Origin of the sequence: Amycolatopsis orientalis DSM 40040 = KCTC 9412 (assembly GCF_000478275.1) — a bacterium.
Classification (GTDB): Bacteria; Actinomycetota; Actinomycetes; order Mycobacteriales; family Pseudonocardiaceae; genus Amycolatopsis; species Amycolatopsis orientalis.
The window spans coordinates 297466-322460 of the sequence record NZ_ASJB01000080.1 but is presented as its reverse complement, the minus strand read 5'-3'; the positions used below and the strand labels follow the sequence as shown (position 1 = coordinate 322460).

General features: G+C 68.8%; 28 protein-coding genes. 19 read left to right on the top strand and 9 right to left on the bottom strand.

Going from position 1 to position 24995, the window contains the following annotated elements:
- Positions 1 to 53 precede the first annotated feature (53 nt).
- The 3 genes from L324_RS29310 to L324_RS29300 are packed head-to-tail and all read left to right on the top strand — an operon-like array spanning position 54 to position 2235.
- Entirely contained in the window at positions 54 to 1028 is a 975-nt protein-coding gene (locus L324_RS29310; RefSeq protein WP_037315907.1) for a hypothetical protein, read from the top strand.
- Positions 1025 to 1453: an ABA4-like family protein gene (locus tag L324_RS29305; protein ID WP_037315904.1), complete on the top strand. Its 429-nt coding sequence runs from the start codon at positions 1025 to 1027 to the stop codon at positions 1451 to 1453. The genes L324_RS29310 and L324_RS29305 overlap by 4 nt, the downstream gene beginning before the upstream one ends.
- Positions 1450 to 2235 (top strand): purine-nucleoside phosphorylase, encoded by a 786-nt coding sequence (locus L324_RS29300; RefSeq protein WP_037315901.1) that lies wholly within the window; start codon positions 1450 to 1452, stop codon positions 2233 to 2235. The genes L324_RS29305 and L324_RS29300 overlap by 4 nt, the downstream gene beginning before the upstream one ends.
- A gap of 67 nt (positions 2236 to 2302) precedes the next feature.
- Here the strand turns inward: L324_RS29300 and L324_RS29295 are convergent, their stop codons facing one another.
- The gene (locus L324_RS29295) at positions 2303 to 3457 is read right to left on the bottom strand and encodes a glycosyltransferase (protein ID WP_037315898.1); all 1155 of its coding nucleotides are present in this window, start codon (positions 3455 to 3457) and stop codon (positions 2303 to 2305) included.
- Positions 3458 to 3486: 29 nt separating this feature from the next.
- On the opposite strand from L324_RS29295, the gene L324_RS29290 reads away from it, so the two are divergent.
- The 8 genes from L324_RS29290 (at position 3487) to hisS (ending at position 11062) form a co-directional block, all read left to right on the top strand.
- Positions 3487 to 5124: a phospho-sugar mutase gene (locus L324_RS29290; RefSeq protein ID WP_037315895.1), complete on the top strand. Its 1638-nt coding sequence runs from the start codon at positions 3487 to 3489 to the stop codon at positions 5122 to 5124.
- A gap of 10 nt (positions 5125 to 5134) precedes the next feature.
- Positions 5135 to 5587 (top strand): flavodoxin family protein, encoded by a 453-nt coding sequence (locus tag L324_RS29285; RefSeq protein ID WP_037315891.1) that lies wholly within the window; start codon positions 5135 to 5137, stop codon positions 5585 to 5587.
- A gap of 452 nt (positions 5588 to 6039) precedes the next feature.
- Positions 6040 to 6435 (top strand): helix-turn-helix domain-containing protein, encoded by a 396-nt coding sequence (locus L324_RS29280; RefSeq protein ID WP_037315888.1) that lies wholly within the window; start codon positions 6040 to 6042, stop codon positions 6433 to 6435.
- Positions 6432 to 6953: a hypothetical protein gene (locus tag L324_RS29275; RefSeq protein WP_037315885.1), complete on the top strand. Its 522-nt coding sequence runs from the start codon at positions 6432 to 6434 to the stop codon at positions 6951 to 6953. Before L324_RS29280 ends, L324_RS29275 begins: the two co-directional genes overlap by 4 nt.
- Positions 6950 to 8083, top strand: a complete 1134-nt coding sequence (locus L324_RS29270; RefSeq protein ID WP_037315883.1) for an MAB_1171c family putative transporter — start codon at positions 6950 to 6952, stop codon at positions 8081 to 8083. Before L324_RS29275 ends, L324_RS29270 begins: the two co-directional genes overlap by 4 nt.
- A complete protein-coding gene (locus tag L324_RS29265; RefSeq protein ID WP_037315881.1) occupies positions 8080 to 9264 on the top strand; it encodes an amidohydrolase family protein in 1185 nt (394 codons plus the stop codon). The genes L324_RS29270 and L324_RS29265 overlap by 4 nt, the downstream gene beginning before the upstream one ends.
- A gap of 85 nt (positions 9265 to 9349) precedes the next feature.
- Positions 9350 to 9739 (top strand): hypothetical protein, encoded by a 390-nt coding sequence (locus tag L324_RS29260; RefSeq protein WP_037315879.1) that lies wholly within the window; start codon positions 9350 to 9352, stop codon positions 9737 to 9739.
- A gap of 36 nt (positions 9740 to 9775) precedes the next feature.
- On the top strand, positions 9776 to 11062 hold the full coding sequence (hisS, locus tag L324_RS29255) for a histidine--tRNA ligase (protein ID WP_037315876.1): 1287 nt from the start codon (positions 9776 to 9778) through the stop codon (positions 11060 to 11062).
- A 50-nt stretch (positions 11063 to 11112) separates the two neighbouring features.
- Here hisS and L324_RS29250 read toward each other — a convergent pair whose 3' ends face one another.
- Genes L324_RS29250 through L324_RS29240 form a run of 3 tightly spaced genes read right to left on the bottom strand, consistent with a single transcriptional unit; the run spans position 11113 to position 13521 of the window.
- The gene (locus L324_RS29250) at positions 11113 to 12114 is read right to left on the bottom strand and encodes an aldo/keto reductase (RefSeq protein WP_037315873.1); all 1002 of its coding nucleotides are present in this window, start codon (positions 12112 to 12114) and stop codon (positions 11113 to 11115) included.
- A gap of 25 nt (positions 12115 to 12139) precedes the next feature.
- Entirely contained in the window at positions 12140 to 13123 is a 984-nt protein-coding gene (locus L324_RS29245; RefSeq protein WP_037315870.1) for an aldo/keto reductase, read from the bottom strand.
- On the bottom strand, positions 13120 to 13521 hold the full coding sequence (locus L324_RS29240; protein WP_037315867.1) for a MerR family transcriptional regulator: 402 nt from the start codon (positions 13519 to 13521) through the stop codon (positions 13120 to 13122). Before L324_RS29240 ends, L324_RS29245 begins: the two co-directional genes overlap by 4 nt.
- Positions 13522 to 13605: 84 nt before the next feature.
- Here L324_RS29240 and L324_RS29235 point away from each other — a divergent pair, with 84 nt between their 5' ends.
- A complete protein-coding gene (locus L324_RS29235) occupies positions 13606 to 14199 on the top strand; it encodes a TetR/AcrR family transcriptional regulator (protein WP_037315864.1) in 594 nt (197 codons plus the stop codon).
- A 93-nt stretch (positions 14200 to 14292) separates the two neighbouring features.
- Here L324_RS29235 and L324_RS29230 read toward each other — a convergent pair whose 3' ends face one another.
- The 4 genes from L324_RS29230 to L324_RS29215 form a co-directional block, all read right to left on the bottom strand.
- On the bottom strand, positions 14293 to 15573 hold the full coding sequence (locus L324_RS29230) for a hypothetical protein (protein WP_037315861.1): 1281 nt from the start codon (positions 15571 to 15573) through the stop codon (positions 14293 to 14295).
- Complete coding sequence (locus L324_RS29225; protein WP_037315858.1) at positions 15570 to 16163, bottom strand: RNA polymerase sigma factor; 594 nt, start codon at positions 16161 to 16163, stop codon at positions 15570 to 15572. Before L324_RS29225 ends, L324_RS29230 begins: the two co-directional genes overlap by 4 nt.
- A gap of 93 nt (positions 16164 to 16256) precedes the next feature.
- Entirely contained in the window at positions 16257 to 16880 is a 624-nt protein-coding gene (gene upp, locus L324_RS29220) for a uracil phosphoribosyltransferase (protein ID WP_037315855.1), read from the bottom strand.
- Between the two features lie 18 nt (positions 16881 to 16898).
- Positions 16899 to 17342: a protein-tyrosine phosphatase family protein gene (locus L324_RS29215; RefSeq protein ID WP_037315851.1), complete on the bottom strand. Its 444-nt coding sequence runs from the start codon at positions 17340 to 17342 to the stop codon at positions 16899 to 16901.
- A gap of 105 nt (positions 17343 to 17447) precedes the next feature.
- Here L324_RS29215 and L324_RS29210 point away from each other — a divergent pair, with 105 nt between their 5' ends.
- The 5 genes from L324_RS29210 to L324_RS29190 are packed head-to-tail and all read left to right on the top strand — an operon-like array spanning position 17448 to position 22529.
- Entirely contained in the window at positions 17448 to 18056 is a 609-nt protein-coding gene (locus L324_RS29210; protein ID WP_037315848.1) for a DUF1707 SHOCT-like domain-containing protein, read from the top strand.
- Between the two features lie 23 nt (positions 18057 to 18079).
- Positions 18080 to 19240: a serine hydrolase domain-containing protein gene (locus L324_RS29205; protein ID WP_037315845.1), complete on the top strand. Its 1161-nt coding sequence runs from the start codon at positions 18080 to 18082 to the stop codon at positions 19238 to 19240.
- 19 nt (positions 19241 to 19259) lie between these two features.
- Positions 19260 to 20234, top strand: a complete 975-nt coding sequence (gene deoC, locus L324_RS29200) for a deoxyribose-phosphate aldolase (protein ID WP_037315842.1) — start codon at positions 19260 to 19262, stop codon at positions 20232 to 20234.
- Positions 20235 to 20236: 2 nt separating this feature from the next.
- Positions 20237 to 21670, top strand: a complete 1434-nt coding sequence (locus L324_RS29195; protein ID WP_037315840.1) for an aldehyde dehydrogenase family protein — start codon at positions 20237 to 20239, stop codon at positions 21668 to 21670.
- Positions 21663 to 22529 carry an aldehyde dehydrogenase family protein gene (locus L324_RS29190; protein ID WP_037315837.1) on the top strand — a complete coding sequence of 289 codons (867 nt, stop codon included), beginning with the start codon at positions 21663 to 21665 and terminating at the stop codon, positions 22527 to 22529. Before L324_RS29195 ends, L324_RS29190 begins: the two co-directional genes overlap by 8 nt.
- Positions 22530 to 22662: 133 nt before the next feature.
- Here the strand turns inward: L324_RS29190 and L324_RS29185 are convergent, their stop codons facing one another.
- Positions 22663 to 23316: a TetR/AcrR family transcriptional regulator gene (locus L324_RS29185; protein WP_037315834.1), complete on the bottom strand. Its 654-nt coding sequence runs from the start codon at positions 23314 to 23316 to the stop codon at positions 22663 to 22665.
- Between the two features lie 216 nt (positions 23317 to 23532).
- On the opposite strand from L324_RS29185, the gene L324_RS29180 reads away from it, so the two are divergent.
- Together L324_RS29180 and L324_RS29175 are read left to right on the top strand one after the other, a co-directional pair.
- Positions 23533 to 24747 (top strand): cytochrome P450, encoded by a 1215-nt coding sequence (locus L324_RS29180; protein ID WP_037315831.1) that lies wholly within the window; start codon positions 23533 to 23535, stop codon positions 24745 to 24747.
- Positions 24748 to 24755: 8 nt separating this feature from the next.
- Positions 24756 to 24950 carry a ferredoxin gene (locus tag L324_RS29175; protein WP_037315828.1) on the top strand — a complete coding sequence of 65 codons (195 nt, stop codon included), beginning with the start codon at positions 24756 to 24758 and terminating at the stop codon, positions 24948 to 24950.
- Positions 24951 to 24995: the final 45 nt, after the last annotated feature.

Sequence of the window (24995 nt, the reverse complement as noted above, 5' to 3'; positions counted from 1 at the left end):
ATAGTTTAACTTCCCATAACGGAGAGCATCACTATCCATTCTGGGAGGAACCCGTGACCATCTTGACCGATCTCCGCGAGAGAACCCGCACCTGGCACCGGCCGTCCTATCGGTTCGCGCAACTTCTCGCCGGGATCACCGTGCTGTGCGTGCTGCTGCTGGTGGTCGACCAGCGGACGTTGCAAGGCGCGCCGATCTGGGCGAAACCGTTCAAATTCGCCGTCTCCGGCGCGCTGTACTTCTTCACCTGGAGCTGGCTCACTTCGCTGCTCCCGCGGTTCCGGCGGACCGCGGGCTGGCTCACCAACCTGCTCGTCGTGATCTTCGCGGGCGAGTACGTGCTGATGGTGTTCCAGGCCGTTCGGGTCCGGGCGAGCCACTTCAACAACGCGACGCCGCTGGACGCCTCGATCTTCCAGATCATGGGGGTGATGATCGCGACGCTGTGGGTGATCAACCTCGTGCTCACGATCGCCGTCCTGTTCACCCGGATCCCGGACCGCGCGACGGCGTGGGCGGCCCGGATCGGCGCGGTCCTCGGCATGGCCGGGATCTCGCTGGCGACGCTGATGAGCGGCCCCACCCCCGACCAGCGGGCCGCGTTCGAGGCGACCGGGACCTCGGCGATGATCGGCGCGCACACCGTCGGACTCCCGGACGGCGGCCCCGGCCTGCCGATCCTCGGCTGGAGCACGGTCGGCGGCGATCTGCGGATCCCGCACTTCATCGGTCTGCACGCCCTTCAGGTACTTCCGCTGCTCGCGCTCGCCCTCGGCGTCCTGGCCGCGCGCTACCCGCGTCTTCGCGACGGCGTCCTCCGGACTCGCCTGGTGCTGATCGCCGGCGCCGGCTACGCGGGCCTGCTCGCGCTGCTCACCTGGCAGGCCCTGCGCGGCCAGTCGATCGTCGCCCCCGACGGCCTCACCTTGACCGCGTTCGCCCTGCTCGTGGCCGCCGTCGCGGTTAGCGGGCTAATCGCGATCGGGCGGCCGTCGAGGGACCGGGAGCTGGCGAGGTCCCTCCGATGAGCGTCGAGACGCTGTTCACCTGGACGTTCCCGATCGCGACGCCGTTCTGGCTGCTGATGATCTTCCTGCCGGGCTGGTCCTGGACGCGCCGGATCATGTCCTCGCCGTGGGTGCCGCTGCTGCCGCTCGTGCCGTACTTCGCCCTCGCCATCCCGCATCTCGGCGAACTGTGGACGGCGGTGCGGCGACCGGACCTGGACGTGCTCAGCGCGTTCACCGGCTCGCCGTACGGGGCCGCCGCGATCTGGGCCCATCTGGTCGCCTTCGACCTGTTCATCGCGCGATGGATGTACTTCGAGTCCCGCGAGCACCGGATCCACCCGCTGGTGACGGGCCCGATCCTGGCACTCACGATCTTCCTGTCCCCGTTCGGGCTGGTGGCGTTCCTGCTCGTGCGAAGTGTCCGGATACGCTCGTCGGCATGAGTGAGAACGAGGTCGCGGCGGCCGCCGCCATCGCCGAGCGCACCGGCGTCGAGAAGCACGACATCGCCGTCGTGCTCGGTTCGGGCTGGCGCCCGGCGGCGGACGTCATCGGCGAGCCCCAGGCGGAGATCCCGCTGGGCGAACTGCCCGGATTCGCCGCCCCGGGCGCGGTGGGACACGGGGGAACCGTCCGGTCGGTCCAGGTCGGCGACAAGCGTGCGCTGATCCTGCTGGGCCGCACGCATTTCTACGAGGGCAAGGGCATCGACCCGGTCGTGCACAACGTGCGCACCGCCGCGGCGGCCGGCGCGCGGACAGTGCTGCTGACCAACGCCGCGGGCGGGCTGCGTGAGGGTTTCCGCGTCGGGCAGCCGGTGCTGATCTCCGACCACCTCAACCTGACCGCGCGCTCGCCGATCGTCGGCGCGAACTTCGTCGACCTGACGGACCTGTACTCGAAGCGGCTGCGCGACATCGCCCGCACCATCGACCCGTCGCTGGAAGAGGGCGTCTACGCGGGACTCACCGGACCGCATTTCGAGACTCCGGCGGAGATCCGGATGCTGCGGACGCTCGGCGCCGACCTCGTCGGCATGTCCACCGTGCTGGAGGCCATCGCCGCCCGCGCCGCCGGGGTCGAGGTCTTCGGGCTTTCGCTGGTGACCAACCTGGCGGCCGGGATGACCGGGGAACCGCTGAACCACGAAGAGGTCCTCGAAGCGGGCCGCCAGTCGGCGACGCGCATGGGGACTCTGCTGAAGGAACTCGTCGCACGCGCCTGACCTCGGGTGCTCGCGACGGGGATCGCGTTTAGCCCGCTAAACGCGATCCCCGTCGCGAGCCGTCAGGTCAGCCCGCGTAGTCGGGAAGCCGCTGGGCGACCTCCGCGGGCGACGGCATCGCGGCGACCTCATCGGCCAGCTTCCGCGCCGCCGAGCGGACGTCGTCGTCGGCCAGCAGATCGCGCGCCTTCTCGAAAATGACGTCTCCCGTGGCTTCCGGGCCGATCAGCTGCCCGCCCACTCCGGCCGCGACAACGGCTTCGGCGTTCGTGAACTGATCCGCCCCCTGCGGAAGCACCAGCTGGGGCAGGGCCGCGCCGAAAGCACCCAGCGTCGTCCCGCTCCCACCGTGGTGGACCACGAGATCGACATGCGGCAGAAGATCGGCCTGCGGCACCCATGCCTCGACACGCACGTTGCCCGGGACTTCGCCCAGCCCCGCCGGATCCACCGTCGGGCCCGCGGCGACCACGACGTCCGCCTCGAGCCGAGCCAAGCCGCTGATGGCCTGTTTCAGCACGCCCTCGTCACCGAAAGCGGTGCCGAGGGTCAGGTAGACCAGCGGACGGCTCTTGTCGCGCCCCCGCACACCGGCCGGGAGGTCGCCGGGCTCGGCCCAGCCGACGGGACGCAACGGAATCCTGCTCGCCTCGGCCAGGAAATCGGGCGACTGCACTGATTCCGGGCAAATGTCGACGACCGGGTCCCCGTACAAAGGCGGTTCGGCGCCTTCGAACCCGATCTCCTTCGCGTACTCCACGAGCCGGTCGTTGATGATGTCCATGACCTCGCCCGGCGAAACGCGGCCGAAACCGTGCCCGATCGCGGGGATCCCGGCGAGCCGGGCGGCGATGGCGCCACCCGCGTTGCCGGATTCGTAAACGACCAGATCCGGCCGGTGCCGTTCGAACAACGGCGTCAGATCGGCGACGAACCGCCGGGGCAGGACATTTCCGAACACCTGCCCGATAACGGGATAAAACGACTCGGGCGGGGCCTTCGGGTCACGAGGCGGGGCGTCCGGGCCGAAGAACGATTCGAACGCCTCACGCATCCCGAATCCGGCGCTTTCCGCGGCCAGACCCGCCTTTTCGACGGCAGGACGCATGTCGTCACCCGTGGCGAACAGGACGTCGTGCCCGGCGTCGCGCGCGGCGACGGCGAGCGGTAGTAGGGGATAGAGATGACCATGACTCACCAGAGAAGTGAAGATCAATCGCACCCTCCCCAACGTACCCGTAGGCTGACTCGGTGACGACTTCTTTGACCCCGGTTCTCAGGGATCAGGCGTTCCGCTGGATCGCCGACGATCCGGACGACGACTCCCGCGTCGAACTGCAGAACATCCTCGCCCGCGCGATGGGCGGCGAAGCCGAAGCGGCGGACGAACTCGCGGACCGGATGGCGGGCCCGCTCGAGTTCGGCACCGCCGGGCTGCGCGGTCCGGTGCGCGCCGGCCCCAACGGGATGAACGTGGCGGTCGTGACCCGCACGACGGCCGGAGTCGCCGCTTGGCTGACCGCGCAAGGACATGGGGGCGGCGTCGTGGTGGTCGGCCGCGACGCGCGGCACGGTTCGGAGGCCTTCGCCGCGGCCGCCGCCGAGGTGCTGACGGCCGCCGGATTCGCGGTGAAGGTACTGCCGGGGCCGCTCCCCACGCCGGTGCTCGCGTTCGCCGTACTGGAACTCGGCGCTGTCGCGGGCATCCAGATCACCGCGTCGCACAATCCCCCGGCCGACAACGGTTACAAGCTTTACGACGCGACCGGCGGCCAGATCGTCCCGCCGTCGGACGGCCAGATCGAGCAGGCCATCGAAGCCGCCGCCCCGGCGATCAGCGTGCCGCGCGCGCCGGGTGCCGAGGTACTGGGCGACGAACTCCTGGACGCCTACCTCGCCAAGGTCGCGCTTCTCCCGCGCGGCCCGGAACGCGAGGTCAAGGTCGCCGCGACGGCGCTGCACGGCGTCGGGGCGGAGACCCTGCGCGCGGCGTTCGAACGCGCCGGGTTCACCGATCTGCGTCAGGTGACCGAGCAGGCGACGCCGGATCCGGACTTCCCGACGGTCTCGTTCCCGAACCCGGAGGAACCGGGCGCGACGGATCTCCTGCTGGCACTGGCGTCCGAAGTGGACGCCGATCTGGCGATCGCGCTCGACCCCGACGCCGACCGCTGCGCGCTGGGCGTACGGATGCGGGACGGTTCGTGGCGGATGCTGCGGGGCGACGAAACCGGCGTCCTGCTCGGCTGGCATGTTCTGTCCACTGTGGACAACGCCGATCCGCTGGTGGCCACGACGATCGTGTCGTCGTCGATGCTCGGCGAGATCGCGAAGGAGTTCGGAGCGCGCTACGCGGAGACGCTGACCGGGTTCAAATGGCTGGTCCGCGCGGGCGAGGGACTGGTGTTCGCCTACGAAGAGGCGCTCGGCCTCTGCGTGAACCCCGGTTTCGTGCGCGACAAGGACGGCATCTCCGCCGCCGTGCTCGCCGCCGGGCTGACCGCTTCGCTGCGCGCGGCGGGCCGCGGCCCGCTGGACGTCCTCGACGAACTGGCCGTCCGGCACGGGGTGCACGTGACGGACCAGGTCTCGCTGCGGGTCACCGATCTGTCGGTGCGGGAGAAGCTGATGGCCGGGCTGCGTGCCGCTCCCCCCGCGTCGATCGGCGGCACCGACGTCACGATGGAGGACCTCCTGCCCGACGCCGACGTCCTCCGACTGACCGGTGACGGCGTGCGCGTCGTGATCAGGCCGTCCGGGACCGAGCCGAAGCTGAAGGCGTACCTGCAGGTGAAGCAGGCTGTCACGGGCGACCTCGCCGAAGCGCGCGCCACGGCGGACGCCCGGCTGGCCGCGCTCCGGGCCGACATCGAGGCCCGGTTGAGCTGACAATCGGTCCATGGCGAAGCTGCTGATCGTTCACCACACGCCGTCGCCCTCGACACAGGCGATGTTCGAAGCCGTGCTCTCCGGCGCGAATCATCCGGACATCGAGGGCGTCGACGTGGTGCGCCGTCCGGCGCTGGGCGCGACCGTGCCCGACGTCCTCGAAGCCGACGGGTACCTGCTCGGCACCCCGGCGAACCTCGGCTACATGTCGGGGGCGCTGAAGCACTTCTTCGACACCGTCTACTACCCGTGCCTGGATTCCACGCGGGGACGGCCGTTCGGTTTCTTCGTGCACGGCAACAACGACACCGCGGGGACCGTGCGCGGGATCGAGGGCATCACGACCGGCCTCGGCTGGGAACGCGCGGCCGCCCCGGTGCTCGTCACCGGCGAACCGGGCAAAGCAGACCTGGAGGCCTGTTTCGACCTGGGCGGCACCCTCGCCGCCACCCTGATGCCCTGACCCGCGTCGCGTTTAGCCCGCTAAACGCGACCGCCGGCGACCCGCCCCACGCGTTTCGTCCTCTGGATGCGGTGGTTGGCGGCGCGAACGATCGCGTTCAGCCCGCTAAACGCGAAAAGTTCCGGAAAAAGTAAGGGGCCTGTCACCGGAAGCCCTGGGGGTCGACCTCCGGCAACAGGCCTAGGCCAAGGGTTCGCCGTGATGGCGATCAACCTTGGCTAACGAAGCGTACTACATCCAGCACGATCTTGTGCACCCACCGGGAAAAACGCCTCTCACTCCGTACTCCGTGCACCCCCAGGGCACGGATTCCGGAGAGAGAGGCCCGGACACGGTACGAAACCGCTTGACAACTGTAAACCACTGCATACAGGCGCTGTCAACAGCTGCGGACAGGCCGAATCGCGTTACACTCCAACTACGCAACGGGACCAGGGAACGAACGGGGGGTCATGTCGTCGCACCAGACCTTCGCCCAGAAGCTCAGCGCGCTGATCGACTCGGTGCGCGCGGACGAAGGCGCCCCGCACAGCTATCGCGAGCTGTCCGCGGCGATCGACCGCGCCGGCGGCCCCGCGATGTCGCCCGCGTACCTCCAGCAGCTCGCCACCGGCAAGCGGATCAATCCGAAGATCCACTACGTCGAAGCGCTCGCGAGACTCTTCGGGGTCCCGATCACCTACTTCTTCGAAGACCAGGAACCGCAACCCGTCGGAGAGGCCAAGCTCATGGCCATGCGCGCGCAGGAGCTTTCCCCGCAGGGCCGCCGTCAGGTCATGGACCTGCTGGAGCTCGTCGAACGGTACGAACGCGCCGCCGAACGCGACCACCCCGGCGAGAAGCGATGAAGGAACGCGAACTCCGCAAACGCTGCCGGAAGATGCTGAACAACCTCGACATCGAACCGCCGCTCGACGTCGGCGTGCTGTGCGAGCGGCTCGGCGAACAGCGCGGCAGGCCGATCCGGCTCATGCCGTATCCGCTGGAGGTACCCGGCCCGTTCGGCTGCTGGATCGCCACCGGCTCGGCGGACTACATCTTCTTCCAGCAGGAGACCACGAAGTCCCACCAGGATCACATCATCCTGCACGAACTCGGGCATATGCTCGCCGATCACCACCCCGGCGGCGACGCCGAACCCGCCGACTTCCTGCGCGGTCCGGCACCGGGCCTCGACGGCGACGCCGTGCATCGCGCGTTACGCCGCACCTCCTACGATGAGGCCCACGAATGGGAAGCCGAGACCGTGGCGACGATCATCCTCGAATGGGCGTCGGTCTTGAACTACACGATTCCCCGTCGCGCCGACGACGATGACGTCCGCCGCGTCCAAGGCGCGCTGGGCGACCATCAAGGGTGGCTGTGAACTCGCTGTTCTCCCCTCTCAACGTCGTGGCGATGGTGCTGTTCGCGACCGCGCTCGCCTGGCGGATCTACCAGACGTACCGGGCGCCGCGCGTCCTGCCGAACTGGGCGATCACCATCACGATCGTCTGCGTCGCGGGGTCCTTCCTGTCCCAGCAGAAGGTCATCTCCGCCTGGCTCGACGGGCTGACGGGCAAGGGCACCGGCCGTCTCGTCAACAACATCTTGCTCGCCTTCGGCGTCTGCGCGCTGTTGATCGTCTTCCTCGGCTCCGCGCTCGGCCCGCGCAGGCCACGGCGGGTCCTCTTCGAGCTGGTCCCGCTGTCCGCCGCGATCGCGCTGATGCTGATCGCGATGGCCATCACGCCACCCGAAGCCCGCGGGCTCGCGCTGAGCCCGAAGCTCGTGCACGAGCCCGGCGTGGCGCTGTTCTACCTCGGGGCCGGGCTGTACCTGATCTACGGCCTTTCCGCCTGCGCGCTCTGGATCTTCCGGTACATCCGCACCGCGGACAGGCATCTGCGGACCGGCCTGAAACTCAGCGCCGCCGGACTGCTCTGCCTTTCCGTCGGCAGCATCTTCCGCGCGCTCTACATCGTGATCGCGTGGGCGTTCGGACCGTCGATCCCGCTGCTGCTCACCGTCGCCGTCCCGTTGGTGCTCCTCGGCATCGTGCTCTTCCTCGCGGGGATCACCTATCCCGGCGCACGCGCCCGGTTCGCGGCGCTGCGACGCCGTCGTCAGCATCGCCTCCACCACGAACGGCTCACGCCCTTGTGGACCGCGCTGGCCGAGGTCTACCCCAACATCGTGCTCCGGACGACGCCGCAGGGGCCGTGGGAGCGATGGCGCCCGCGCACGATCCACCGCCGGTACTACCGCCGGGTGATCGAGATCCGTGACGGGCTCGTGCAGCTGAGCCCCTACCTGGAAACGGACCTCACCGCGCTCGCCGTCGACGATCCCCAGGCCGCGGCGGAAGCGTTGAAGACGGCGATCGCCAGGCAAGCCGCGGGCGAAAAGACCGACGGGCGGGCGAAACTCGTGCTCCCTGGCGGCGCCGCGGACATCGAATCCGACGTACGGCCGTTGCTCGCGCTTTCGGCCGCCGTATCCCGGAACGGGGCATGACCTTGCAGCTGCTGCTGACGGCGAGCCGGATACTGACGCGTCCCGGCACGCCTGCCGAAGACGGCGCCGTTCTCGTCGACGGAGACCGGATCCTCGCGGCGGGCCCACGCGCGGAAGTGGCCGCACAGGCGGCCCCGGACGCCGAGAAGCTCGACTTCCCCGGCGCGACGCTGATGCCCGGCCTGTTCAACGCCCATGTGCATCTGGCCTTCGACGCCACCCGCGAAATGCTCCCGAACTTCCTGGCGAGCGACGACGCCGCCTTGCGCGCGGGCGCCAGGGAACGGCTGGATCACCTGCTGCGCAGCGGCGTCACGACGGTGCGGGACCTCGGCGATCGCGCCGCCCTCGGCGCCCGGGTCCGGGCGGAGCTGGACGCGGAAGGCGTGACGGCGCCGCGTCTGCTGACCGCGGGTGCCCCCTTGACCGTCCCGAGTGGACACTGCCACTTCTTCGGCGGTGAGGTCGCCGACGACGACGCCATCCGGGCCCTGATCGACGCGAACGCGGCCGACGGCGCCGACGTCATCAAGGTGATGGCCAGCGGTGGTCAGATCACCGAAGGCGGCGCCGACATGTGGGAATCCCAGTTCGACGTCCGCGCGCTCCGCCTGATCGTCGGCCACGCGGCGCGCCACGGGCTCCCGGTCGCCGCGCACGCCCACGGCGCCGACGCGATCGAAGCGTCGGTCGAGGCCGGGGTCCGCACGATCGAGCACTGCACCTGGATGACCGGGCCCCAGCGGCAGGACAGGCGCGAAGGCGTCGCCAAGCGCATGGCCGCCGAAAGCATCGCGGCGTGTTCGACCAGCAGCCGCAACTGGCGGATGCTGGCCGAGCGCATGGGCGAAGACCTCGCGAAGAACGTCTACGGACGGCTGTCCTGGCTGGAAGAACTGGGTGTCCCGCTGTTGTCGGGGACGGACGCCGGACTGCCCGGTTCGGTCTTCGACGATCCGGTGGGCGCTCTCGAACTCTACGAATGGCTCGGTTTCGGACGGCGGCGGATTCTCGAGATCGCCACCGAGGACAGCGCCGCCGGGCTCGGCCTCGGCGACATCACGGGCCGCCTCGCGCCCGGTTTGAGCGCCGACGTCCTGGTCGTCGACGGCGACCCGCTGAAAGACCTTTCCGCTCTTCGCAACGTCCGTCTAGTCCTCGCGCGCGGCTCCCGGGCCTGATCCCGGAAGTGGGACGCCAACTTTGGTGACACCGTTTTAAAACAGTGTTATCGTTGCGCTCCCACCCGCCACGAAGGGAAGAACCATGGAAGGCCCGATCAGGCTGTTCACCGTCATCGCGCTCGTTTCGCTGCCGACGGTGATGTACGGCGGATACGCCCTGATGGGTGTCCTGCGCGACCGGAAACTGACCGAGCACCAGCGCGGGATGTTCCGCGCCGGTCACGCCCACGCCGGTGTCCTGCTGGTCCTGGCGCTGGTCGCGCTGCAGATCCTCGACCGGACCGGGCTCGGCGGCACCGCGCGGTGGATCGTGTGCTTCCTGCTGCTGTTCGGCGTGCTCGCCCAGTCCGGCGGCTTCTTCCTGCACCTGCTGCCGGGAAAGGGCAAGCTCGGCGGGCGGGTCACCAGCGCCGGGGCCGTCCTGCTCGCGGCCGCGATCCTGACCACCGCGTACGGCGTGGCCTTCCCCTGACGAAATCGCCGGGACCGGCTCGTTAAGCTTGCTGACGTGCCTGAATACCTGCCGACCAACCCCGTCAAGGGGACCCGCGACTTCCTGCCCGCCGAGATGTCCGTCCGGACGCAGGTGTTCGGCCATCTCTACGACGTGCTCGAACTGCGGGGTTTCCTCCGCTACGACGGGCCGATCCTCGAACCCGCGGAGATCTACGAGCGGAAGTCCGGGCAGGAGATCGCGGATCAGCAGCTGTACACGCTGACCACCAAGGGCGGCGAGCGGCTGGCCCTGCGCCCGGAGATGACGCCGTCGGTCGCCAGGATGATCGCGGGCAACGCGAAGTCGCTGCAGTTCCCGGTGCGCTGGTACAGCCACCCGAACTGCCACCGCTACGAGCGGCCGCAGCGGGGCCGGGTCCGCGAGCACTGGCAGATCAACGCGGACATCTTCGGTTCGGACAGCGCCAACTCCGAGATCGAGATCTTCGAACTCGTCCACGACATGATGGGCGCGCTCGGGGCGACCCCGGACATGTTCCAGGTGCGGGCCAACGACCGGAACCTGCTCTCCTCGGCGCTCACCGACATCGTCGGCGTGACGCCCGAGCAGCTGCCGCAGGTGTTCACCCTGGTGGACCGCTGGGAGAAGTCGGACCGCGTGAAGCTGAGCGACACCGCGACCGAGATCGGCCTGACCGACAAGCAGTTCGAAAAGCTGACCGAGGTACTGGCGGCCGGCACCGCGTTGCTCGACGAGCTTCCGGAGCAGGTCAAGGAGAACTCGAACCTGGTGAAGGTGCTCGGCAGCGGTGCCGCGGAGCTGATCACCTTCGATCCGATGATCGTGCGCGGGCTCGCGTACTACACGTCGACCGTGTTCGAGGTCTTCGACACCTCTCCGGAGAACCGCCGCGCGCTGTTCGGCGGCGGCCGGTACAGCGACCTAGCGTCGTTGTTCACGTCGCAGCAGATCCCCGGGATCGGCTTCGGCATGGGCGATGTCACGCTGATCGACTTCCTCGACACCCACGAGCTGACGCCGAAACCGCGCAGTGAGGCCGATGTCGTGGTGATCCCGGTGGTCGAAGAGCTCACCGACGCCGCGCGCGACGTCGCCGGGCGGCTGCGCAAGGCCGGGCTGCGGACGTCCACGCCCATCGAGCTTCGCAAGCTGGGCAAGGAACTCACGCGTGCCGACAAGGCCGGGGCGCGGGCCGTGGTGATCGTCGGCCAGGAGGACTGGGACGCCGGGAACGTGACGGTCCGCAGTCTCGCGACCCGCGAGCAGCGGACCGTGACCGTCGACGAAACGGTTTCGACGGTCACTTCCCTTCTCTGACAACGAAAAACCGGCGCCGGTTCGCCCGGCGCCGGTTTTTTCGTTCGTGCTCAGCGCGAAACCAGGCGCATTCCCTCGTCGGGATAACGCTGCCCGGCCACCGCGTCGGCCGGTACAGCCTCCTCGATCTCGGCCACGTCCTCGGCCGTCAGCTCGAGGCCGACAGCCGCGACGTTCTCTTCGAGGTACTTGCGCCGCTTCGTACCCGGAATCGGCACGACATCCTCGCCTTGGGCCTGCACCCATGCCAGCGCCAGCTGACCCGCGGTGACACCCTTTCGCTCGGCGAGGGCCCGCAGTGCCTCGACGATCGCCAGGTTCCGTTCGAGGTTCCCGTCGGCGAAGCGCGGTTGCGCCGTCTGCCGGAAGTCACCTTCGGCGAAGTCCTCTTTGGACTTGAACCGGCCGGTGAGGAAACCTCGGCCGAGCGGCGAATACGGCACCAGGCCGACACCCAGCTCACGGCAGACCGGGACGACCTCGTTCTCGATGTCGCGGGACCACAGCGACCATTCCGTCTGCACCGCCGTCACCGGATGCACGGCGTGCGCCCGCCGGATCGTCTCCGGACCGGCTTCTGACAGCCCGATGTGGCGGATCTTCCCCTGCTCCACCAGCGAGGACAACGCCCCCACGGTCTCCTCGATCGGCACGTTCGGGTCGACGCGGTGCTGGTAGTACAGATCGATGTGGTCGACGTTCAGGCGGCGCAGCGACGCCTCGACCTGTTGGTGCACATAGAACTCGTCGCCCCGGATGCCACGCTTCATCGGGTCCGCCTCGTCGCGCACGATGCCGAACTTGGTCGCCAGCACGACCTTGTCCCGCTTGCCGGCCAGGGCGCGGCCGACCAGTTCCTCGTTGCGGCCGAAGCCGTACATGTCCGCCGTGTCGATCAGGGTGACCCCCAGCTCGATCGCGCGGTGGATCGTCGCGATCGATTCGGTGTCGTCGCCCTGGCCGTAGAACTCGCTCATGCCCATGCAGCCGAGTCCCTGCGCGCCGACTTCCAGCGTGCCGAGCCTGCGGGTGGGCAGCGTCGAACCCGTCATGATTTCTCTCGCAATTCTTCGGAGGTTATTTGCCGGCGGCGCGGGCGAGCCGCTCCGGGTAACGCTCACCGGCGATCGCCTCGGCGGGCGCCGCCTTTTCGATGGCCGCGATGTCCACTTCGGACAGTTCCAGCTCGGCGGCGGCGGCGTTCTCTTCGAGGTACTTGCGCCGTTTGGTGCCCGGGATCGGCACGACGTCGTCGCCCTGGGCCTGCACCCACGCCAGTGCCAGCTGGCCCGCGGTGACGCCCTTTTGTTCGGCGAGCGCGCGCAGTGCCTCGACGATCGCCATGTTGCGCTCGAAGTTGCCCTCGGCGAAGCGCGGCAGGTTGCGGCGCATGTCGTCCTCGGGCAGGTCCTTCACCGACGTCACGCCGCCGGTGAGGAAACCGCGGCCGAGCGGCGAGAACGGCACGACGCCGATCCCCAGCTCACGGACGGTCGAGAGGATCTCGCCTTCGATGCCGCGCGTCCACAGGGACCATTCGCTCTGCAGGGCCGTCACCGGGTGGACGGCGTGCGCGCGGCGGATCGTCTCGGCGCTGGCCTCGGAGATACCGGCGAAGCGGATCTTCCCCTCGTCCACCAGCTCCGAGAGCGCTCCCCAGGTCTCCTCGACCGGAGTGTTCGGATCGACGCGGTGCTGGTAATAGAGGTCGATGTGGTCGACGTTCAACCGGCGAAGGGACTTTTCGCAGCTCTGCTTGACGTACGCCGCGTCGCCGCGAGCGGACATGCCGCCGTCCTGGTCCCAGACGATGCCGAACTTGGTCGCCAGCACGACCTGGTCCCGCTTGCCCGCGATCGCGCGGCCGACCAGCTCTTCGTTCGCGCCGGCGCCGTAGACGTCCGCGGTGTCGAGCAGGGTCACGCCCAGTTCGAGGGCGCGGTGGACGGTGGCGATCGACTCCGTGTCGTCGTCGCGGACGCCGTAGGCCTGGCTCATCCCCATGCAGCCGAGTCCTTGCGCCCCGACTTCCAGACCGCCGAGCCTCCTGGTGCTGATCACGCTGAAATTCCCTCCATGGTGGCTCCGGTGCCGAGCACCTTGCGTTCCACCTGGTCGTAGTGGTCGATCTTGTAGTCGAGGATGTCGAGGCAGGCCTGCAGCTCGGCGATCCGGTCGGCGACCGATTTACGCTGGTCGACGAGGATCGCCTTGCGCCGTCCCGCGCTCGCCGAGCCGTGATGGCGCAGGGAGGCGTACTCCCGCATGCGTTTGATGGGCATGCCGGTCAGCCGTAGCTTGGTCAGGAACCCGAGCCACCCGAGGTCCTCATCGGAGTAGGCGCGGCGCCCCGCGGCGTCCCGGGCCGGGGGCTCGACGAGTTTGATGCGCTCGTAGTACCTGAGGGTGTCGATGGACAACCCGCTACGTCGCGCGGCTTCCGCTATCGAGTAGCTCATGCCGACGACACTACGACCTGGAGCGCACTCCAGGTCAACTCCGAATCCGAGCGATTGATAACAGCGTTGCGTTACGCTGGGCGCATGCCCCGCCCCAGGACGCACGACGAGAACCTCCGGCTGAAGCTACTGGACCGCGCCGGTGAGCTGATCTCGGCCGACGGCCCGAAGGCGCTCAGCCTCCGGAAGCTGGCCGCCGACGTCGGCACCTCCACCACCGCGGTCTATTCACTCTTCGGCGGTAAGACGGATCTGGTCAGCGCGCTGTTTTCCGAGGGCTTCCGGCGCTTCGGCCTGCGGATGTCCGGGGTCACGCTGACGGGTGACGCGGTCGAGGACCTGGTGCGGCTCGGCGTCGCGTACCGGGAAAGCGCGCTGGCCGACCCGCACCTCTACGCGATCATGTTCACGAAGTCGGTGCCGGGATTCGAGCCCGCGGACGAGACGTCCGAGCAGGCGCGCGCCACGATGGCGCCGCTGGAGGAGACGATCCGCAAGGCCGTCGCGGACGGCGTCTTCGCCGACGTCGCGCCCGAGGTCGTCACCGTGGCCTGCTGGGGTTTCGTGCACGGCCTCGTGTCACTGGAGCTCAACGGGAACCTGCCGGAGGAGTTCACCGTGAGCGAGGCCTACGAGACCGCGGTGCGGGCGAACGCCTCCGGCTGGCTGCGCCGCTGACGCGTCGCCTTTAGCGGGCTAATCGCGACGCGTTTAGCCCGCTAAAGGCGCTCCCGGTGGAACGCGTTTCGTCCTCTGGATGCGGTCGGAGGCTCAGTAGAGCGGAAGGGTGCCCTGGTGCAGCATCGCCCCTGCCGCGTCCAGGACGACGACGCCTACCTGCGCGTCCGGGTTCTCCGTGTCGATGCCGTCCGGCCGCCAGATCGCGAAAGTCCCTTCGGTGACCGCCGCGTCGACCTTCTTGCCCGCTCCGAAATCGAGCTTCACCGTGGCCGCGGTCCGCGGCACAGTCCCGATGAACGGGTTCTTCGCCCTGCCGGGCAAGCCCTGCTCGGAGCCGCCGAGCGTCTCGGTCCGGAGTTTGTTCACCGGTCGCGGATCGGTGTTCGTGTCGGCGAATACGCGGTAGTGCTCGCTCGTTCCCTCGCGATATCCGAGCCCGCCTTGGCAGACGACGGACCTTTCGCCGAACCGGCCGACGACCACCTTGACGTCATCGCCTTCGAGCAGCGTGCCTGCCTGGTACCCGTCCTCGTCCGGCAGCGTTTCGGTCGCCCCGGCCACACAGGTCCGGAAGAACTCACCCGCCGGCGTGTCCCGGCCCGGTACCGAGGGCGGTGGTCGATCGATGCTCGTCACGGCCGGTTCGGGGGCGGGCGGAAGGCCGTACGGCGCGACGTTGACGCCGTCACCGGGCTCCCCGGTGTACGGCCCGACGGAGTACGTGGTCCGCGACGGTTTGAACTGCGAAAGCTCCACGAACAGGTTCCCGTTCCGGAAGACCTTCACATCGGAAGTGACGGTGAAGTCGGCGGCCCGGCCGAAGATCTCCATACCCGTCCAGCCGGGGTCGGCCACCCCCGCCACCGTCCCGTTGCGACTCATCAGCAGAGCGGCGGCTTTGGTACCCGCGGCGTAGGACGGAGCGGCGTTCGGGTCGGAGACCGTCACCGTCATCTCCGTGGTCTCACAGAAGAAGACCTTGTCCCCCGCCTTCACCGCGACGACGGTGACGGAAGTCCAGGAGGGAACGACGGTGAACTGCGGCACCCACTCTTCCCTGGCGGGGAAACCCGCCGTCCTGTTCTGCGCCCGGATCGCCGCCCAGCACCGGTCCATGGCCGGAATCGCCTTCGGCAGGTCGAGGGCGAAGTCAGGGTTCGCGGGGGCCGGCCCCGGGACGTCCGGATCCCGGACGAGCACGGTCGTGACCAGTGCGCCCGCGAGGACCGCGACCACGGCGGCCGCGGCGGCGACGATCGGCCATCGCCGCCGTACCGGTTTTCCCATGCCCTCCCGCAGGGACATCCGCAGGTTGTCGAGCACTTCCGGAGGGAGTTCGCGCCTGCCGGGCAGGCCGAGGTCGTCGGTCATTTCTCCTCCAGGGCGGCCCGCAGCTGCGCGCGGGCCCGCGAGATGTGGGCACGAACGGTCACCTCGGCGACGCCGAGCAGTTCGGCGGCGTCCGGCAGGGAGAGATCGCCGAGCAGGCAGAGTTCGACGGCTTGCCGCTGCGACTTCGGCAGCTTCGCGACCAAGGCGAGCACCTGCCGGAGACGGTCTTCGCCGTCGAGCTGGTCGACGACGGTGTCGGCGTGGTCGGACACCTGCCGGGGTTCGGGCAGCCGCCGGACGAGCCGGAGACGGCGCCCGGAGCTGCGGTGTTCACTCCGCGCGAGGTTTCCCGTGACGGTGTACAGCCAGGGCAGCGCGCTGTCGCGGATCAGCGTGATGTCCGCCCGGCGCCGCCAGGCGGTCAGAAAGGTCGCCGACGTCAGGTCTTCCGCCGACGCCCACGACCCCGTGAGCCGGTAGGCGTGGTTCCACACCGACTGGGCGTGGCGTTCGAAGAGTTCGCCGAACGCCCCGTGATCACCACCCGCGGCCGCCCGCCAAAGCTCCGTGTCATTCCTGTGGGGAGGAGATTCGTCCACGTCCACCGGCACCCCCACCGATCCGGTCACTGTTCTGGTCACATCCGTCAGTGACCGGCACCCGGCGAGATGTTGCGTCCCGGCCGGCTCGCGTTTAGCGGGCTGAACGCGATCCGGCGGGGGTCAGACGGCGCCGTACTGGCGATCTCCCGCGTCCCCGAGGCCGGGCACGATGAAGCCGGAGTCATTGAGCCGCTCGTCGATGCTCGCGGTCACCACCCGTACCGGCAGCCCGGTCTTCTTGAGGTGCTCGATGCCCTCGGGAGCCGCGAGCGCGCAGATCGCGGTGACGTCGGTGGCGCCCCGGTCGGTGAGCAACCGGATCGTGTACTCCATCGAGCCGCCGGTCGCGAGCATCGGATCGAGCACCATCACCGGCCGGTCGGCGAGCGACTCGGGCAGCGACTCCAGGTACGGCGTCGGCTTGAGCGTCTCCTCGTCGCGGGCGAGCCCGACGAACCCCATCTGGGCGTCCGGGATCAGCTTGTGCGCCTGATCCGCCATCCCCAGCCCGGCCCGCAGCACCGGCACGAGCAGCGGCGGGCTGGCCAGCGCGTAGCCGTCCGTGCGGGCCACGGGCGTGTGGATCCGCTCGATGCGGACAGGGATGTCGCGCGTGGCTTCGTAGACGAGCATGACCGTCAGCTCATGCAGGGCCGCCCGGAACGCCGCGCTGTCGGTGCGCGCGTCGCGCATGGTGGAAAGCCTGGCCTTGGCCAGCGGGTGATCAACGACGTGCACATCCATGCCGGTCAACTTATCTCCTCACGCCTGTCGCGCGAACCAGCCGACCCAGCGGCGTTGCCACGGCATCTCGACCGAACGTTCGTGGTGGTTCGCCCGCGCCCACGCGACGGCCTCGTCGGCGGACAGCCCGGAAAGGGTGGCCAGACACGACATCACCGTCCCGGTCCGCCCGACCCCGCCGTAACAGGCGACCTCGACGGCCTCCCCCGCCGCCGCCCGGGCGTGGAGGGCGACGATCTGCCGCCGCGCCTCCGCCCGGTCCATCGGCAGCAGGAAGTCGGGCCAGCGGATCCATTCGTGGTCCCAGTCCAGCTTGTGGTCGTGTTTCCGGCGCAGCTTCGCCCCGCCCAGATAGAGCCCGAAATCCGGTGCCGGTCCCTCGGGCCAAGGGCGCCCCAGGCCCCGTCCCCGCACCTTGACCCCGTCCGGCAGTTCGATCGCACCAGGTAGTGAGTTCCCCATCACGGCAGAATCCCACTGTCGGCCAAAAGATGGACGCCCGGCCCTTCTCCCGGCGCTAGGCTCCTGCGCGTGAGCGAAGAGCCAGCCCTGCCAGGCCCCGAACAGATGCGCATCTCCGACGCCGACCGCGAACAGGTCGCGCAGGTGCTGCACCTGGCGATGTCCGAAGGGCGTATCACCATCAACGAGCTGGAAGAGCGGCTCACCATCGTCTACGCGGCCAAGACGGTGGGCGATCTCAAGCCGGTCACCGCGGATCTGCCGCAGTCCAGCACAACGCTCCAGCCCTCGGCCTCGCGCGCGCTCGGCCTGCCCGACGACCGGATCGGCGGCCACCCCGGCTCCGGCGCCTCGATCGCCGTCCTGTCCGGCGCGTCGCGCAAGGGCAGCTGGGTGGTCCCGCCGCAGCACAACAGTTTCGCCTTCTGGGGCGGCGCCGAACTCGACCTGCGGCACGCGCGGTTCGCCGAGAAGCATTCGACGATCACCGCGGTCGCGATCATGGGCGGGATCGACATCATCGTGCCCGACGACATCAACGTGGACGTCACCGGAATCGGCTTCATGGGTGCCTTCGAACTGGAGGACCGCGCCGGTACGCCGGCCGCACCACCGACGGCGCCGACAGTGAAGATCACCGGGCTCGCGTTCTGGGGCGGCGTCGTCGTCAAACGGAAACCACGCAAGAGGGACACACCCGAACTGGAAGCCTGAGCCGAACTGGGGGGATACATCCGATGCGCCGAACTCTTGTCGCGATCGCTTGTGCCGTAACACTTTCCGTCACCGCGCTCCCGGCGGCGGCCGCCGGGAAGGCCGATCCGCGCCAGACCGCGATGGACGCGGCGGTGGCCGCGGGCATTCCCGGCATGGTCGCGGTCGCCGATGACTTCCGCGGTGTCAGCGGCGTCGCGGACATCACCCGGCCCGGTAAGCCCGACGCGTCCGGTCGCTGGCGGATCGCGAGTGTGTCCAAGGTGTTCGTCGCGACACTGGTGCTGCAGCTGGTCGCCGAAAAACGCGTCGGGCTGGACGAGCCCGTCCAGCGCCACCTCCCCGGGCTGCTGCCGTATCCGGAGCCGATCACCGTCCGCCAGCTGCTGCAGCACACCAGCGGTCTCCCACGTGACCTGCTTCCCGAGGATTCCTGGGCGACGGGGCCGGAGATCGACACCGAGCGCTTCGAGCACTTCGGCAGCGAAGACCAGATCCGCTTGAGCACGTCGAAGCAGCCGCTGCAGTTCAAGCCCGGAACGAGCTGGGGGTACTCCAACACCGGCTACAACGTCCTCGGCCTGCTGGTCGAGAAGACCACCCACAAGCCGCTGGAGCGCGTGCTGGCCGAGCGCGTCACCGGACCGCTGCACCTGCGCGACACCTCGCTCCCCCGTGACTTCCCGTTCCTGTTCAAACCGGCCGCGCACGGCTACGAGCAGCTGTACGACGCGCCGCGCGGCCTCACCGACGTCACGACCTACAACTACTCGCGCTACTTCGGCGCGGGCGGGATGGTGTCTTCGGGCAAGGACCTCAACCGCTTCTTCGAGGCTCTGCTCGGCGGCCGTCTGCTGCCCGCGGATCTGCTGGCCCAGATGAAGACGACGGTGCCCTTGAACGGCGGTCTCGAATACGGCCTCGGCCTGATGAAACTGAACCTCAAGACGGCGGGCGGCTGCGCGGAGGACATCACCGTCTGGGGCCACGGCGGTGACCTGCCGGGGTTCAACACCCTCAGCTTCCACGACGAGTCCGGTAAGGACATCTCCACACTGGCCACCGTGGACCTCACCGCGTCGCCGGACGCCTCCCTCAAGCGTCAGCTGCCGATGATCTCGGAGTTCTGCTCGCCGGTGGTCCCGACCAGGGCGGTCGCCCAGGCGCCGGTGCCCAGCCTGTAGGCCGCTTACACTCACCCGTATGACAGCTACGACCAGCTCGTCAGCGGCGACGGCAACCCCGGCGCCGCTGACGGACGCGACTCGCGACGAGGCGAGCCTGCGCCGGTTCCTGCACGGGCTGCCCGGTGTCGACCAGGTCGGCGTCGAGCAGCGGGCGGCGGGCCTCGGCACGCGCAGTATCAAGAAGGCCGCCAAACTCTGGGCGATCGACACGGCGATCTCGATGGTCGACCTGACGACCCTCGAAGGCGCCGACACCCGGGGCAAGGTCCGCGCGCTCGCCGCGAAGGCCAAGCGGCCGGACCCGGAGCGGCCGGACACCCCCAAGGTCGCGGCCGTCTGCGTGTACCCGGACATGGTCGAGACGGCTGTCGAGGCCCTGCACGGCACCGGCATCCACGTCGCGAGTGTCGCCACCGGCTTCCCGGCCGGCCGCACGAGCCGCGAGATCAAGCTGGCCGACACCAAGATCGCCGTCGACGCGGGCGCCGCCGAGATCGACATGGTGATCGACAGGGGTGCCTTCCTGGAGGGCCGCTACCTGGAGGTCTTCGAGGAGATCCAGGCCATCAAGGCCGCCTGTGGCAGCGCTCACCTGAAGGTCATCCTCGAAACCGGTGAGCTGGCCACCTACGACAACGTCCGCCGCGCGTCCTGGCTCGCGCTGCTGGCGGGCGGCGACTTCATCAAGACCTCCACCGGCAAGGTCTCGCCCGCCGCGACCCTGCCGGTCACCCACGTGATGCTGCAGGCCGTCCGCGACTGGTTCGTCCAGACCGGCGAACTGCGCGGCGTCAAACCCGCCGGTGGCATCCGGACGACCAAGGACGCGATCAAGTACCTGGTCGCGGTGCACGAGGTCGCCGGCGAGCAGTGGCTGACCCCGGACCTCTTCCGGTTCGGGGCGTCCAGCCTGCTCAACGACCTCCTGCTGCAGCGCCGCACCCAGGCCGACGGCCACTACAGCGGTCCCGACTACGTGACGGTGGACTGACCATGGGCATCTTCGAGTACGCGCCCGCGCCCGAATCGCGCGATCTCGCGAACCTCAAATCGCAGTACCGGCCGTTCGTGAACGGCGAATTCGTCGACGGCTCGGGTGAGCCGCTCAAGACGATCAACCCCGCCACCGAAGAGGTGCTCGCCGAGGTCGGCACCGCGTCGGTGTCCGATGTGGACACGGCGGTGAAGGCGGCGCGCAAGGCGTACAACGGTGTCTGGTCCAAGATGCCGGGCTCCGAACGCGCGAAGTACCTGTTCCGCATCGCGCGCCTGATCCAGGAGCGGTCGCGGGAGCTGGCCGTGCTGGAGAGTCTCGACAACGGCAAGCCGATCAAGGAATCGCGGGATTCCGACGTGCCGACGGCGGCCGCGCACTTCTTCTACCACGCGGGCTGGGCCGACAAGCTCGACTACGCGGGCTACGGCCCGAACCCGAAGCCGCTCGGTGTCGCGGGCCAGGTCATCCCGTGGAACTTCCCGCTGCTCATGCTGGCGTGGAAGATCGCGCCCGCGCTGGCCACCGGGAACACCGTGGTGCTCAAGCCCGCGGAGACCACGCCGCTGACGGCGCTCGTGTTCGCGGAGATCTGCCAGCAGGCCGAACTCCCGCCCGGCGTGGTCAACATCCTGCCCGGCGCCGGGGACATCGGCGCCGCGCTGGTGGGCCACGGCGACGTGAACAAGGTCGCCTTCACCGGCTCGACCGAGGTCGGCAAGGCCATCCAGCGCCAGATCGCGGGCAGCGCGAAGAAACTGACCCTGGAACTGGGCGGCAAGGCGGCGAACGTCGTCTTCGATGACGCTCCGCTGGATCAGGCCGTCGAGGGAATCGTCAACGGGATCTTCTTCAACCAGGGCCACGTCTGCTGCGCGGGCTCCCGGCTGCTGGTGCAGGAGTCCATCGCCGAAGAGCTGCTCGCGAAGCTCCACCACCGCGTTTCCACGCTGCGGCTGGGCGACCCGCTGGACAAGAACACCGACATCGGCGCGATCAACTCCGCCGAACAGCTCGCGAAGATCAAGGGCCTGGTGGAATCCGGCGACGCCGAGGGCGCGCAGCGCTGGACCAGCCCGTGCCCGGTGCCGGAACGCGGGTTCTTCTTCGCTCCCACGGTGTTCTCGGACGTGCAGCAGTCGATGCGGATCGCCCGCGAGGAGATCTTCGGCCCGGTGCTCTCGGTGCTGACCTTCCGCACGCCGGACGAAGCCGTCACCAAGGCGAACAACACGCCGTACGGGCTCTCCGCCGGAATCTGGACCGAGAAGGGCTCGCGCATCCTGTGGATGGCGAACCAGCTCCGCGCCGGCGTCGTCTGGGCCAACACCTTCAACCGCTTCGATCCCGCCGCGCCGTTCGGCGGCTACCAGGAGTCGGGTTTCGGCCGCGAAGGCGGACGCACCGGACTGGAGGCCTACCTCGATGTCTGACCGTATTTCGGTGGCGAAGACCTACAAGCTCTACATCGGCGGCAAGTTCCCCCGCTCGGAATCCGGCCGCGTGTACCCGGTCACCGACGCCAAGGGCAAGTTCCTCGCCAACGCCTCGCACGCGTCCCGCAAGGACGTCCGTGACGCGGTTTCCGCCGCCCGCAAGGCTTTCGGCGGCTGGTCGTCGGCGACGGCGTACAACCGCGGCCAGGTGCTCTACCGGGTGGCGGAGATGCTGGAGGGACGCCGCGAGCAGTTCGTCGCGGAGGTTTCGGCGTCCGAAGGCGTCGCGGCGAAGAAGGCACAGTCCCTTGTGGACGCTTCGATCGACCGCTGGGTCTGGTACGCGGGCTGGACGGACAAGATCGCGACCGTGCTCGGCGCGGCCAACCCCGTCGCGGGCCCGTACTTCTCCTTCACCGTGCCGGAGCCGACCGGTGTCGTCGGCGTACTGGCGCCGCAGCAGTCGTCGTTGCTGGGTCTGGTGAGTGTGCTGGCGCCGGTGCTGGCGACGGGCTCGACGGCGGTGGTCGTCTCCAGCGCGGAGCGTCCGCTGCCCGCGATCACCCTGTCGGAGGTCCTGGCCACGTCCGACCTGCCCGGCGGGGTGGCGAACATCCTGACCGGCCGCGCGTCGGAGCTGGGTTCGTGGCTCGCGTCGCACGGGGACGTCAACGCCCTCGACCCGACCGGCGCGGAGCCGTCCGCCCGGGCGGACCTGGCCCGCGACGCCGCGGGCACGGTGAAGCGCGTCCTGACCGTGCCGGACACCGAGCCGGACTGGACGGCCGACGCCGACATCGCGCGGCTGCGGCGGTACCTGGAAGCGAAGACCGTCTGGCACCCCCTGGGCGTCTGACCCCCACCCCACCTCATGCATTTAGTCCTCTGAATGCATGAGGTGGCGTCACCCGCCGTCGCGTTTAGCGGGCTAAACGCGATCGGTGCCGCGTCCCGAAGGCGTCGCGTTTAGCCCGCTAAACGCGCCGCTCTCAGGGGCGCGGGGGCCGGTCCGGGTCCAGGTCGGCGCCGGTCAGGACACGGCCTGGCAATGAGCCGTTCCGATCGGCCCGCAGCCCGTCGATCATGATCCCGATGCAGCGCCGGGTCGCCATCCGCGCGACCTCGTGGCCCTTACCCGGCATCTGCCGGAGCAAGGTCGCGAACAACATCGCGACGTCGCCGGTGCCGACGTCCGTCCGGAGCCTGCCCTCCGCCTGCGCGCCCCGGACGAAACCCTCCAGCACCACCAGCAGATCGTCACGCAGGGCCTTGATGGCGGGATCGCTCTTGAGGATCGCCAGCGCCCGCGGGGAAACCATCGCGAGCTGGATGCTCAGCTGGAGTTCCATCGATTGGTGCAGCAGCCGGATCAGGGCATCCCAGTCAGAGGACTCTTGGTCCTTCGCCGCCTTCGCGTCCCTGAGGACCCTGTCGAAGTTGTCGACGGCGACCGCCCGGATCAGCGCGTCCCGGTCCGGGAAACGCCGGTACAGCGTGCCGACGCCCACCCCCGCCGCGCGCGCGATCTCCTCCATGGGGACCTCGGCGCCCTGAGCAGCGAAGATCATCCGGGCGGCGGCCAGGATCTGATCCCGGTTCCGGCGCGCGTCGGCGCGCAAGGGGGTCTCGGGGTCGGCTGTCATGGTCCTCGCCTCTCACGGATGGTTCGGCGCCGTGATTCTCGCACGGACGAACGGGCGCTTCACGCTTCACGCGGAACCACCCCTTCGCGAGTGGACGACCTGTCTCCACTTGAGTACCTTGGTGACATAAGCGGAATAAAACCATCCGCATACGTTTTATGGGGCCCCTGTCCGATTTCACCCGTACTCACCCGACACCCGGGGAAGGACGACCCGATGACCGACGTCGAGGAAACCACCGCCACTCTGCCGCTGGCGCGGAAGTGCCCGTTTTCGCCGCCTCCCGAGTATCAGAAGCTTCGCGAGGAAAGTCCGATTTCGCGGGTCAGCCTCCCTTCCGGGCAGACGGCGTGGGCACTGACCAGGCTCGAAGACATCCGCGAAATGCTGAGCAGCCCGCATTTCAGTTCCGACCGGCAGAATCCGTCGTTCCCGATGATGGTGGCACGACAGATCCGGCGTGAGGACAAGCCTTTCCGGCCGTCCCTCATCGGGATGGACCCGCCGGAACACGGCCGGGCCAGGCGTGACGTCGTCGGCGAATTCACGGTCAAGCGGATGAAGGCACTGCAGCCGCGTATCCAGCAGATCGTCGACGAGCACATCGACGCCTTGCTCGCGGGCCCCAAACCCGCCGATCTCGTCACGGCGCTTTCGCTGCCGGTTCCGTCGCTGGTCATCTGCGAACTGCTCGGCGTCCCCTATGCGGACCATGACTTCTTCCAGTCCTGCAGTTCCAAGATGCTCAACCGGGAGGTCAGCGCCGAAGAACGGCAGACGGCGTTCGAGCAACTCGAAACGTATCTCGACGAACTCGTCGCCAAGAAGGAAGCGAACGCCACTGAGGAAGACCTGCTCGGCCGCCAGATCCTGAAGCAGCGGGAATCCGGCGAAGCCGACCACGGAGAACTCGTCGGATTGGCGTTCCTGCTGCTCATCGCCGGGCACGAGACGACGGCGAACATGATCTCGCTCGGCACGGTGACCCTGCTGGAGAACCCCGATCAGCTGGCGAAGATCAAGGCCGACCCGGACAAGACCCTTCCCGCCATCGAAGAACTCCTGAGGGTATTCACGATCGCGGAGATGGCGACCTCACGCTTCGCCACGGCCGACGTCGAGATCGGCGGCACGCTCATCCGGGCCGGTGAGGGCGTGGTGGGCTTGAGCAACGCGGGCAACCACGACCCGGCAGGCTTCGAGAACCCCGACGACTTCGACATCGAACGCGGCGCGCGGCACCACGTGGCGTTCGGCTTCGGGGCACACCAGTGTCTCGGCCAGAATCTCGCGCGGCTGGAACTCCAGATCGTGTTCGATACGTTGTTCCGGCGTATCCCGGACATCCGGGTCGCCGTTCCGGTCGACGACCTGCCGTTCAAGCACGACTCGTCGATCTACGGCCTCCACGCGCTTCCGGTCACCTGGTAGGAGGAGCCATGAAGATCATCGCGGACACCGGCCGGTGTGTGGGCGCGGGCCAGTGCGTGCTCACCGACCCCGAGCTCTTCGATCAGAGCGAGGACGACGGGACGGTCATCGTGCTGGTCGCGGAACCCGAGGGGAGCAAGGCGGAGGAGAACGCGCGCACGGCCGTGCACATCTGCCCGAGCCAGGCGCTTTCCCTCGCGTAACCGACCGGGCTCGTGAGTGGTAATGAGGGTTCTAACCCTCATTAC